The 10,359-nt window shown below is 71.0% G+C and carries 17 protein-coding genes; 3 read left to right on the top strand and 14 right to left on the bottom strand.

Annotated features, from left to right (window positions below; genetic code table 11):
* Both ADL01_RS41875 and metF read left to right on the top strand, forming a co-directional pair.
* Window positions 1-175 (top strand): adenosylhomocysteinase (locus tag ADL01_RS41875; protein ID WP_199834817.1); only part of this gene is annotated, 175 nt, incomplete at its 5' end.
* 24 nt (window positions 176-199) lie between these two features.
* The gene (gene metF, locus ADL01_RS13505; protein WP_053742212.1) at window positions 200-1,081 is read left to right on the top strand and encodes a methylenetetrahydrofolate reductase [NAD(P)H]; all 882 of its coding nucleotides are present in this window, start codon (window positions 200-202) and stop codon (window positions 1,079-1,081) included.
* Between the two features lie 94 nt (window positions 1,082-1,175).
* Here the strand turns inward: metF and ADL01_RS13500 are convergent, their stop codons facing one another.
* From ADL01_RS13500 to ADL01_RS13455, 10 genes are all read right to left on the bottom strand, one after another.
* Window positions 1,176-2,039, bottom strand: coding sequence for an NAD(P)-dependent oxidoreductase (locus ADL01_RS13500; RefSeq protein ID WP_053742210.1), 864 nt, complete (start codon window positions 2,037-2,039; stop codon window positions 1,176-1,178).
* 24 nt (window positions 2,040-2,063) lie between these two features.
* Window positions 2,064-2,375: an antibiotic biosynthesis monooxygenase family protein gene (locus ADL01_RS13495; protein WP_107090883.1), complete on the bottom strand. Its 312-nt coding sequence runs from the start codon at window positions 2,373-2,375 to the stop codon at window positions 2,064-2,066.
* On the bottom strand, window positions 2,365-2,685 hold the full coding sequence (locus tag ADL01_RS13490) for an antibiotic biosynthesis monooxygenase family protein (protein WP_053742209.1): 321 nt from the start codon (window positions 2,683-2,685) through the stop codon (window positions 2,365-2,367). Before ADL01_RS13490 ends, ADL01_RS13495 begins: the two co-directional genes overlap by 11 nt.
* Entirely contained in the window at window positions 2,685-3,437 is a 753-nt protein-coding gene (locus ADL01_RS13485) for an SDR family NAD(P)-dependent oxidoreductase (RefSeq protein WP_053742208.1), read from the bottom strand. The genes ADL01_RS13490 and ADL01_RS13485 overlap by 1 nt, the downstream gene beginning before the upstream one ends.
* A 32-nt stretch (window positions 3,438-3,469) precedes the next feature.
* Window positions 3,470-3,931 carry an anthrone oxygenase family protein gene (locus ADL01_RS13480; RefSeq protein ID WP_053742207.1) on the bottom strand — a complete coding sequence of 154 codons (462 nt, stop codon included), beginning with the start codon at window positions 3,929-3,931 and terminating at the stop codon, window positions 3,470-3,472.
* Window positions 3,932-3,941: 10 nt separating this feature from the next.
* Window positions 3,942-4,406, bottom strand: a complete 465-nt coding sequence (locus ADL01_RS13475) for an SRPBCC family protein (RefSeq protein WP_053742206.1) — start codon at window positions 4,404-4,406, stop codon at window positions 3,942-3,944.
* Window positions 4,407-4,473: 67 nt separating this feature from the next.
* The gene (locus ADL01_RS13470; protein ID WP_053742205.1) at window positions 4,474-5,703 is read right to left on the bottom strand and encodes a ketosynthase chain-length factor; all 1,230 of its coding nucleotides are present in this window, start codon (window positions 5,701-5,703) and stop codon (window positions 4,474-4,476) included.
* Window positions 5,700-6,989, bottom strand: a complete 1,290-nt coding sequence (locus ADL01_RS13465) for a beta-ketoacyl-[acyl-carrier-protein] synthase family protein (RefSeq protein ID WP_053742204.1) — start codon at window positions 6,987-6,989, stop codon at window positions 5,700-5,702. Before ADL01_RS13465 ends, ADL01_RS13470 begins: the two co-directional genes overlap by 4 nt.
* Entirely contained in the window at window positions 6,986-7,420 is a 435-nt protein-coding gene (locus ADL01_RS13460; RefSeq protein WP_053742203.1) for a cupin domain-containing protein, read from the bottom strand. The genes ADL01_RS13465 and ADL01_RS13460 overlap by 4 nt, the downstream gene beginning before the upstream one ends.
* Window positions 7,417-7,752, bottom strand: coding sequence for a TcmI family type II polyketide cyclase (locus ADL01_RS13455; RefSeq protein WP_053742202.1), 336 nt, complete (start codon window positions 7,750-7,752; stop codon window positions 7,417-7,419). Before ADL01_RS13455 ends, ADL01_RS13460 begins: the two co-directional genes overlap by 4 nt.
* Before the next feature lie 175 nt (window positions 7,753-7,927).
* Here ADL01_RS13455 and ADL01_RS13450 point away from each other — a divergent pair, with 175 nt between their 5' ends.
* On the top strand, window positions 7,928-8,317 hold the full coding sequence (locus tag ADL01_RS13450) for a SchA/CurD-like domain-containing protein (RefSeq protein ID WP_053742201.1): 390 nt from the start codon (window positions 7,928-7,930) through the stop codon (window positions 8,315-8,317).
* A gap of 87 nt (window positions 8,318-8,404) precedes the next feature.
* Here the strand turns inward: ADL01_RS13450 and ADL01_RS13445 are convergent, their stop codons facing one another.
* The 4 genes from ADL01_RS13445 to ADL01_RS13430 are packed head-to-tail and all read right to left on the bottom strand — an operon-like array spanning window position 8,405 to window position 10,279.
* Entirely contained in the window at window positions 8,405-8,857 is a 453-nt protein-coding gene (locus tag ADL01_RS13445; protein ID WP_053742200.1) for a DUF1772 domain-containing protein, read from the bottom strand.
* On the bottom strand, window positions 8,854-9,243 hold the full coding sequence (locus ADL01_RS13440; protein ID WP_053742199.1) for a SchA/CurD-like domain-containing protein: 390 nt from the start codon (window positions 9,241-9,243) through the stop codon (window positions 8,854-8,856). The genes ADL01_RS13445 and ADL01_RS13440 overlap by 4 nt, the downstream gene beginning before the upstream one ends.
* Complete coding sequence (locus ADL01_RS13435; RefSeq protein WP_053742198.1) at window positions 9,243-10,013, bottom strand: SDR family NAD(P)-dependent oxidoreductase; 771 nt, start codon at window positions 10,011-10,013, stop codon at window positions 9,243-9,245. Before ADL01_RS13435 ends, ADL01_RS13440 begins: the two co-directional genes overlap by 1 nt.
* Window positions 10,010-10,279, bottom strand: a complete 270-nt coding sequence (locus ADL01_RS13430) for an acyl carrier protein (protein WP_053742197.1) — start codon at window positions 10,277-10,279, stop codon at window positions 10,010-10,012. Before ADL01_RS13430 ends, ADL01_RS13435 begins: the two co-directional genes overlap by 4 nt.
* Window positions 10,280-10,359 lie beyond the last annotated feature (80 nt).

The raw sequence follows: 10,359 nt of genomic DNA, 5'->3' as shown, positions 1-10,359 counted from the left end.
GCCCCAGGAGTACCCCACCGACGTCTACGTGCTGCCCAAGCACCTCGACGAGAAGGTCGCCCGCCTCCACCTCGACGCCCTCGGCGTCAAGCTGACGACGCTGCGCCCGGAGCAGGCCTCGTACATCGGTGTCGCCGTCGAGGGTCCGTACAAACCGGACCACTACCGCTACTGATTCGGGGAGCGAGCAGTGCCACGCATCTCAGATGTGCTCGCCGCCGGCGTGCGCTCCTACTCCTTCGAGTTCTTCCCGGCAAAGACGGAGAAGGCCGAGGAGCGGTTGTGGGAGTCCGTCCGGCGGCTCGAACCACTGCACCCCACCTTCGTCTCCGTGACCTACGGGGCGGGCGGATCCTCCCGCGAGCGCACGGTGGAGACGACCCGGCGCATCGCCCAGGAGACCACGCTCACCCCGGTCGCCCATCTCACCGCCGTGGGGCACTCCGAGGCGGAACTGCGCCACATCATCGGCCAGTACGCGGACGCCGGGGTACGCGACATCCTCGCCCTGCGTGGGGACCCGCCGGGCGACCCCATGGGGGAGTGGCGCCCCCACCCGGAGGGGCTCAACCACGCCGAGGAACTCGTCCGCCTCGTGCGGTCCTGCGGGGACTTCGGGGTCGGGGTCGCCGCGTTTCCCGAGCGGCACCCCCGCTCGCCCGACTGGGACAGCGAGATCACCCATTTCCACCGCAAGTGCGAGGCCGGCGCCGACTACGCCGTCACCCAGATGTTCTTCGACGTCGAGGACTATCTCCGCCTCCGCGACCGGCTGTACGCGCAGGGCTGCCGGGTTCCGGTGATCGCCGGGATCATGCCGGTCACCCACGTCCGTCAGATCGAGCGCATGGCGCAACTGAGCAATGCCGTGTTCCCGCCGCGGCTCGCCGAAAGGCTCCACGCGGTGGAGGACGACCCGGCCGCCGTGCGGGAGATCGGGGTGGAGTACGCGGCGCGCATGTGCGAGCAGCTGCTCGAAGAGGACGTACCCGGGCTGCACTTCATCACGCTGAACAACTCCACCGCGACCCTGGAGATCTACCAGGGCCTCGGCCTGGTCGGGACGCGGGTGGCGGCATGAGCTGAGGACGCACGGCCGCCGCGTCGAACGACACCGCGAAGGCGGGGGCCCTCCTCCGAATACGCCGGAGGGGGGCGCCCGCCTTCGCGGTGTGCTAGGCGGGGTGTTCGACGACCACGGAGGCGTCCTTGGCGCCGTCACCGGCGGCGACCACCGCCGCGAACCTCTCCCGGACCGTGTTCAGGACCGGCAGGGCGAGTCCGCTCTCCCGGGCCGCGGCGGTGGCGACCCGCATGTCCTTCTCCATCAGATCGGCCCGGAAGAAGGCCGGTTCGTAGGAGCTGTCCCGCATCAGAGCCGCGCGGAACCGCATCACCACGGAGCTGAACCCGCTCTCCGAGATGGAGGTGATGAGCTGCTCCCGGTCCAGGCCGGCGGCGACGCCGTAGGCGACGGCCTCGGCCATCGAGGCGACCTGGGCGCCGAGCAGCAGGTTGAGGATGAGCTTCATGCTCGTCGCCGTGCCCGGCGCGCCCAGGTGGAGCACCTGCGAGCCGATCGTGTCCAGCACCGGCCGCACCTCGGCCATGTCCTCCTCGGCGCCGGACACATAGACGCGCAGCGCACCCTCACGGGCCTGGAGCGGGTTGCCCACCACACAGGCCTCGACCCGGCGCAGCCCCTTGGCGGCCAGCCGTTCGGCCACCTCCCGGGCGTAGCCGGGGGAGACGGTGGACGTGTCGACGACTAGCGAACCCGGCTCCAACGCGGGAACGACGCGGCCGAAGAGCACCTCGTCGACCACCTGCTCGTCACTGAGGCTCAGCAGGACGACACGGTGCCCTTCGGCCGCCTGCTCAGGGGAGTCGGCGAGACGGGCCCCGGCCTCGACCAGCGGACCGGCTTTCGCGGCCGTCCGGTTGAACACGGTGAGCCCGTACCCGCTGTTCAGCAGCCGGTGCGCCATGCCGCTGCCCATGTTGCCGAGGCCGATGAACGCCAACTGACGGTGATTCATGACAATCCCTTCTCCTTCGGTACGTCAGTACGCGGCGTCGACCTCGTAGACGGCGAACGGCGCGGCTACCCGGGTGTCGCGGAAGGGGCGCAGCGGGGCCGTGTCGCCGCGGTGGCCGTCGCCCTGCTCCCAGAGGAGGAACGCCGCCATGGACTCCCAACGGCTCACCACCGCGAGGGCGGTGGGGTCGGCGGGGCTGCGCAGCAACTCGTTGCCGAGCATGCCGGGCACCCCCGCCAGCCGCTTGCTCACCAGGTGGTAGGCGGTCCTGACCGCGGCGAGCTGCTCCTCGTCGTACGCGGCCTGGTAGACCATGACCCGGACCTCAGCGGTCACCACCGGCCGCCTTGCCGTCGAGGTGCGTGACCAGCTCCATCGTGTGGAAGGAGCCGCTTCTGCGGAACGGGTGCAGCGTCGAGCGGTGCTCCAGGTGCGCGGGGCTGTCCTCGAACTCGCGGAACCGCGGCTCGTCCACCCAGTCGCTGACGATGTAGTACGTGCTCTCCTCACCGGTGGCCCGGCACAGCGACTGCCCCACGTTGGCCGGATGCCCGGTCACCGCGTCGGTCCCCGCGTACCAGGCCTGTTCGAAGTCCGTCTCCTTGCCCGGCACGATCTCCATGCGCAGCATCACCCGGAACGTCATCAGGAGATCCCCCCGTCGACGCCGATGGTGTTGCCGGTGACATAGCGGGACAGGTCGCTGGCGAGCCACAGCACGGCGCCGGCCACCTCGTCGGGGGTGCCGAGCCTGCCGAGCGCGGTCTTGGCGCTGTACCGCTCGGTCATGAGGGTGCGCTGGGCCTCGGGCATCGCGTGGAAGTTCTCGGTCTCTATGACACCCAGGGCGACCACGTTGAAGCGGATGCCCTTCGGCCCGAACTCCTTGGCCAGCGAGCGGTTGAGCCCCACCAGCGCGGCCTTGGTCGCCGTGTAGTGGGCGCGCAGCGGGATACCGGCGTCGATGGCCCGGGAGCCGATGCTGACCACCGAGGAGCCCTCGCCCAGCAGCGGCAGCGCGTGCTGGATCACCAGGTGGGCGCCGGTGACGTTGGTGGTGAAGATCCGCTGCCACTCCTCCAACGGCAGCTGGGCGTACGGGATGTGGCTGATCGCGCCGGCGTTGTTGACGACCAGGTCGAGTCGTCCGTACCGCTCCTTGACCTGTGCCAGTAGGTCGGCGACCTCGGCCGGCTGGGAGATGTCGGCGCGCAGGACGTGGTGGTCGCCGCCGATCTCCTTGAGTTCGGCCTCCAGCGAGGTGACGTAGTCGCTCTCCTTCTGGTAGCAGGTGACGACGTCGATGCCCGCACGGGCGAGGGCGAGGACGATGCCCCGGCCCACGCCGCGCGTGCCGCCGGTGACCAGCGCTTTCTTGCCACGAAGTGCGAGATCCATGATTCCTCCACGGTGAGGGTGTTGAGGGTGGGTCACAGCAGGACGCCGAGCGCGGCGCAGTTCACCAGCAGCGCGGCGATGGTCAGCAGGCTGCGCCTGCGGTTCCAGGCACCCCAGTCGAGCCGCGGGTCCCGGTCCGCGAAGTCCGCGGGCAGGTTCTCCGGGTCGAGGGTGCGCATCCACCGGTTGACCGGCACGTTCTTGGCGACCGAGATGACGGCGGTGGCCGCCGCGAGCACGGCGGCCACGGCGAACGCGGCCCGCGCGACCGGTTCCGGGGCCACGAACGCCAGAGCCACGTCGCAGCCGACGGTGCCGAGCAGACAGAGTGGCATCGCCGGGTCGTACCGGGTCCCGAAGAACGCGTGGGCGTGCACGTACCGGTCGGCGGGCAGCGAGGCCAGGTAGGGGAAACCGCCCAGCTGGGTGCCGAACAGCACCCCGGCCGCGAGCCCGTTGAGCAGCAGGACCAGGGGGGTGAGAAACGCGAACACGGGGGTCCCCTCAGCTGGTGAGGGCGCGGGCCGCGGCCTCGACCTTCTCCTTGATGAGCGCCATCTGCACCTTGGTGTTCCGGTTGAGGTGCTCGGTCATCGCCTCGTCGGTGGCGGGCGCCTGCGGCTTCATGTGGAAGTCCTGGACCCAGCGCATGCGCACGCCCCCGCCGGGTTCCTCCGTGTACTCCCAGAAGATCTTCATGAAGTCGAACGGGCCGGTCTCCACCCGCTCGGCCCGCACACTCCGGGTCGCGGGGTCGCTGGTCCGGCGTGACACCCAGCTCCAGACGTTGCCGTCCTCGTCGGGGTGCATGGTGAGCCGGAAGAGCACGGTCTCGCCGTCGCGCTCCAGCACCTCGGCGGAGGCGTACTCACTGAACAGATCGGGCCAGTTCGGCACGTCGTTGGTCATCTGCCACACCACGTCGATGGGGGCGTCGATGACGATGTGGTTGTCGGTGTGTCCAGCCATCGTTGTGCTCCTAACCAATGTCGTCACGGTGATCACGGTGGGCACGGCGGCGCCGCCGACCGGGCGGTCAGCGGCCCAGCACCAGGGCCGAGGTGAAGCCCCCGTGGCCCCGCGCCAGCACCAGGGCGTGGCGCAGCGGCAGTTGCCGGGGACCGTCGGTGACCAGGTCGATCTCGAGGCCGGGCGCCGGCCGACGGGTGCCGACGGTGGGCGGGACGACTCCGTCGCGCAGGGCGAGCAGCGCCGTGGCGACGTCGAGCGGGGCGCCCCCGCCGTACAGCCGTCCGGTGAGGGTCTTCGGCGCGGTGACCGGGACCGCCGAGGGCCCGAAGAGGGCCGCGAGGGCCTCGGCCTCCGCGCGGTCGTCGGCGGGCAGCCCGGCGGCGTCGGCGAACACCACGTCGATGTCCGCCGGCGTCAGCCGGGCCGCCCGCAGCGCCTGCGCGGCCACCCGCTGGAGCACCCGGGGCCGCCCCGAGTCGGCCGGCGGGTCGAAGCCGGCGGCGTGGCCGAGCACCTTCCCGTAGCCCGGCCCGGCTCCGCGCGCGGCGGCGGACTCGGCGCTCTCCAGGACCAGGATCGCCCCGCCCTCGCCGGGGATGTACCCGCTGGCCTCGGCGTCGAAGGGCAGATAGGCCCGGCCCGGGTCCGGGACGGTGGAGAGCCTGCCCGTCGAGAGCTGCGCGGTGAGGCCGTACGGGCACAGCGAGGCGTCCGTGCCGCCGGTGAGGACCAGCCGGGAACCCTTGTCGGTCAGCCGCTTGGCCTGGGCGACGGCGTCGAGCCCGCCGGCCTGCTCGCAGGCCAGCACCCCGCACGGACCGCGCATCTTGTGGCGGATGGACAACTGTCCGGTGGTGGCCGCGTAGAACCAGGCGATCGACTGGTAGGCGCCCACCCAGGACGGTTCGTTCTGGTAGAGCGCGGTCATCTCCCGCTGCCCGAACTCGGTGCCGCCCGAGGACGAGGAGGTCACCACGGCCATCTCGTACTCGGGCAGCTGGGACAGATCGACCTCGGCGTCCGCGATCGCCTCCTCGGCGGCCGCGAACGCCAGATGCGTCCAGTGGTCGGTCTGGGAGACCAGCCTGCTCGGCCGTACGGCGCTCACGGCGTCGAACCCCGGCACCTCGCCGGCCAGGCGCACCGGATACCCGGACGGGTCGAACCGCTCGATCCGGCTGATCGCCGACTTCCCGGCGAGCACCGCGGACCAGTGGGCCTCGACCCCGATGCCGGTGGGGGCGGTGACGCCGATGCCGGTGATCACCGGCGGGGCGGTCTGTGCGGCCGTCATGCCCCGCTCCTTCCGGCCGCCGCGGCCGCCGTGCCCGGCCGGGCCAGCAGCATCGCGGTCTGGAACCCGCCGAATCCGCTGCCGACACTCAGCACCACGTCCATCGCGTGATCCCGGGCGGTGAGCGGGACGTAGTCCAGGTCGCACTGCGGGTCGGAGTTGTGCAGGTTCGCCGTCGGCGGCACGACCTGCCGCTGCAGGGCGAGTGCGCAGGCGGCCACCTCGATGGAGCCGATCGCCCCGAGCGAGTGGCCGACCATCGACTTGATGGAGCTCACCGGGATGTCGTAGGCGTGGTCGCCCAGGCTCCGCTTGAACGCCGCCGTCTCGTGCCGGTCGTTCTGCTTGGTGCCGGAACCGTGGGCGTTGATGTAGCCCACGTCCGTCGGGTTGAGCCGCGCCTGGTTCAGGGAGACCGAGATGGCCTCGGCCATCTCCCTGCCGTCGGGCTTCAGTCCGGTCATGTGGTACGCGTTGCTGCGCCCGGCGAAGCCGACGATCTCGCCGTAGATCCGGGCGCCGCGCGCCTCGGCGGCCTCGCGCTCCTCCAGGACCAGCACGGCCGACCCCTCGGCGAGCACGAAGCCGTCGCGGTCGCGGTCGAAGGGCCGCGAGGCGTGCTCCGGATCGGAGTTGTTGGTGGTCGTCGCCTTGATCGCGTCGAAACACGCCGAGGTGATCGGCGAGATCGGGGCGTCCGTGGCGCCGGCCAGCGCGACGTCCGCGCTGCCCTCCTCGATCAGCTGGACGGCGTGGGCGATCGAGTCCAGACCGGACGTACAGCCGGTGGAGACCAGCGCGACCGGACCCTCCGCGCCGACCTCCCAGGCGACCTCGGCGGCCAGGGTGCTGGGCACCATGTAGCCGTACAGGTGGGGTACGCCGTACTCGTGGTCCACCAGCCACTTCCGGCCCCCGTCGCTGAGGACGACGTACTCCTCCTCGAGGCCCATGGTGCAGCCGACGGCGCTGCCGAGGCTGACCGTGATCCGCTCCGGGGGGAGCGCGGCGAGGTCGAGTCCGCTGTCCGCGACCGCCTCCCGGGCGGAGACCACGGCGAACTGCGCGGCACGGTCCATCCGCCGTACGTGGCGCGGCTCCAGCCCCGCGGCGAGCGGGTCGAAGTCGACCTCCGCGGCGACCTGCGAACGGAAGGTGGAGGGATTGAAGAGGCTGATCCGCCGGGTGGCGGTGCGTCCTTCGGACAGCAGATCCCAGAACGCCTCCCGGCCGACCCCGCCCGGCACCACCGCCCCGATACCGGTGATGACGGCCCGTCGTTTCACGGCGCCCCACCCACATCCGGGTTGGACTGCTCGGGGTGCTGCGCCGTCTCGGTGTCCACATGGCCGAGCTCGGGACGCGGCGCCAGCGGGGACAGGTGGAAGGCGCACGTCGCGGTGGTGTCGCCGGAGTTGAGCAGGCGGTGCCGTACGCCGATCGGGACGAGCAGCGAGTCCCCGGCGGTCAGCGTGATCGGCTCGCCGTCCAGCGTCATCCGCAGATCGCCGCTGACGACGTGGAGGAACTCCTCGGAGTACGGGTGGTAGTGCTCGGTGATGAAGTCGCCGGGCTCCAGGGTCACGACCCCGCCGAAGCCCGAGGTGCAGCCGACGGTCTTGGGGCTGAGGGTGACCCTGATGTCGCCGCCGCGCTTGGTGTTGGCCGCGACCTCGGCCGCGGACACCTTCACGGTCCGGGTGATGGAGGTGGTCACTTGATCCGCCCTCCGTCCTTGGTCCAGATGTAGAAGGGGTCGGCCATCGCGTCCTTGGGCTCTTTCCAGTTGGGGTCGTAGGGCTCGACGCACTCGGCGAGCCGGGTGTTGATGTCGTCGTACAGCGGGTGGCTGCGCGCCCGGTAGAGGTTGCCGGTGATGTCCTCGTCGGCCTCGACGAGGTGGAAGTAGAGCCCGTGGAACCGGAAGAGGGTGCGGCGGGAGACGCCGACCATTCCCGGGAGGTCGGTGGCATCGGACTCGGCGAAGATCTCAGCGATGTCGTCGGCCTTGTCGGGCTTCAGACGGGCGACGATCAAGGTGCGGTGCACGGCGTACCTCCTGGGGAACCACGGTCAGCATCAGGTCGGACGGTGGCACCGCCGTCTGGAGAGCCGCTCGAACACAGATCCAGCTCTCCGGGGGGATGGAGGACGTCTCGAGGCGTATTGGAGCCGCCTCGGTTCCGCTGAGGTCACACACCCCACAGCGAACAGGAGCCGTCCCATGCCGTTTGCGGCGATCACCTACGACATCAAGCCCGGCTACGAGAAGGAACTCACCGAGATCTTCGGCAACTTCAAGCGGGTACGCGGCAGCAGCGTCACGGACGAGGGGGGCCGCACGGCCGGCACCATCCTGGCCACCGCCGTCTTCCTGCGGGACGACACGCTGGTCCGTGTCATCGAGTACACCGGCGACCTGGAGGCCGTCGCCCGCCACATGGCGGCGCAGCCGGGAGTCCGGGAGGTGGAGAAGAAGCTCAAGCCGTACCTCAGCAAGCCGCGGGACACGGACACGGCGGAGGGCTTCGTGGCCACGTTCCGGCGCAGCCTGCTGACGACGGTCGCCCAGATCTCCGTACGCGACCAGCTGGCGACGGCGGAACAGGCGTAGGCCCGAAGGCCCTGACGCCCGACGGCACACACCCCTGTCCCTCCCGCGCGACCGGCGGCACGGGAGGGACAGGGGTGTGTGACGCCGTCAGACGGCCGTGACCGCCGCCGCGGTCACGGCCAGGGCCACGACGGCGAGTGCGGTGCGCAGCAGATGCCAGCGCCGCCACAGGGGCCGGGGATCCTCCCAGTCGGCGGGGAGCGCGGCAGGGTCCGTGACGGCCTTGACGCGCCGGTTGATGGGGACGTTGCACAGATGGGACACGCCCGACACCCCCAGCAGCAGGACCACGGCGAGGGCGAAGAGCACCCGCGCGACGCCGTCCGTCAGGGCGGCGAGCACGCCGTTGGCGAGCGCGCTGCCGAGCACGATGACCGGCATCGTGGGATCCCAGTTACGGCCCAGCAGCCCGTGCGCGTACACATAGGTGCCCGTCTCCATCGCGAAGAGCGCGGGCACCACACTCAGCGCGACGGCGAACAGCACCCCCGCGGTGATTCCGCCGCCGAGCAGCGCGGCGACGCCCAGCAGCCCCGTCATGACGCCGGGGCCACCGTGGGGTGGGTGTCGACGGTGAGCTGGGCGAGCGAACGCATCGTGGCGTTGCGGAAGTACTCGGCGAACCCCTGGGGGGAACTGGTGTCCCGCTCCACGGCGAGGAACGGGGCGAGCTTGTCCTCCAGGACGTGCACGCCCTTCTGTCCGGCCATGTGCCGGGCGACGGCCGAGAAGTCACCTTCGTAGTGGATGAAGCGGACGAGTACGTCGTCCTTGATGAACACGGCCGTACCGAGCAGCCGGCCGGCCGTCTCGCCCGCCTCCCCGGCGAAGTCCGGGGTGTCGACCCGCTGGAAGCCCGCGAAGATCGCGGCGACCTCCTCCTCGTGGCCGGGTTTGACCCGATAGGTGATGGCTGCGTAGGGCATCAGATTCCTCCGTCGACTTCGAGAGTGGCGCCGGTGACGTACGAGGCCGCGTCCCCGGCGAGATAGAGGACCGCCCCGGCGACGTCCTCGGGACGCCCGAGCCGGCCGAGCGCCGTCATCCCGGCGATCCGTTCGGCGATCACGGGCGGCAGCCCGGCACCGGGTTCGGTCTCGGTCACCCCGGGGGCCACCGTGTTGACCCGGATCCCCCGGCCGCCCAGCTCCTTGGCGAGCGCCCGGGTGAACCCGACCAGGGCGGCCTTGGACGCGCTGTAGTGCACACCGAGCGGCCGGCCGCGCAGCGCGACCGAGGCTCCTACGTTGACCACGGACGCGCCGTCCGGGAACAGCCCCACCAGCGCGTGGGTGACGAGGTAGGTGGACGTGGCGTTGTGGTTCATCACCCGGTGCCACTCGGCCTCGGACAGGTCCTCGAACTTGGAGTGTCCGTCCACACCCACGTTGTTGACCAGGACGTCCACGCCGCCGAACCGCTCGCGGACCGTGTCCGCGACCAGTTGGGCGCCGGCGTCACTGGTGACGTCCGCCTGTACGAGGACGTGTTCGCAGCCGGTGGCGGTCAGCTCCGCGTCGAGCGTCCGGACCGCCTCGCCGTCGGCGCGGTGGACCACGGTGAGCCGCGCGCCGGCGCGGGCAAAGGCCAGGGCGACGGCCCGCCCGATGCCCCGGGTCCCGCCGGTGACCACCACACGTCTGCCGTCGAAACCGGGGGCGTAAGGGGCGGGGGAGCCGGTTGTGGGCGCGGTCATCGGACCGCCCCGGCCTGCGGCGCCTCTTTGATCATGTTCAGCAGCAGGCGCGGTGTCTCGGCCTCCATCACGGCGTCGTCGGACAGGACGACGCCGTGCCGGCGCGTGATCAGACCGGTGACCTGGAGCAGGGCCAGGGAGTCGTACCCGAACTCCAGGAAGGGCGTGTCGAGGGCGTCCTCGCTGTCGAGGCTGGTGCCCTCTTCGGGGGCGCCGACGCACTCGAGCAGCAGCTCACTCAGCTCGGACAGGCTGATGTCGCTCATCGTCGTTGTTCCTTTCGCATGCCGGCAACAGCCGGGATTCTCAGGAGGGGAAAACAGGACGGGTGAGGTGAGGGGAGGAG

This window comes from Streptomyces sp. NRRL WC-3618, assembly GCF_001280005.1.
Lineage (GTDB): Bacteria > Actinomycetota > Actinomycetes > Streptomycetales > Streptomycetaceae > Streptomyces.
This window is presented reverse-complemented; position numbering and strand designations above follow the sequence as displayed.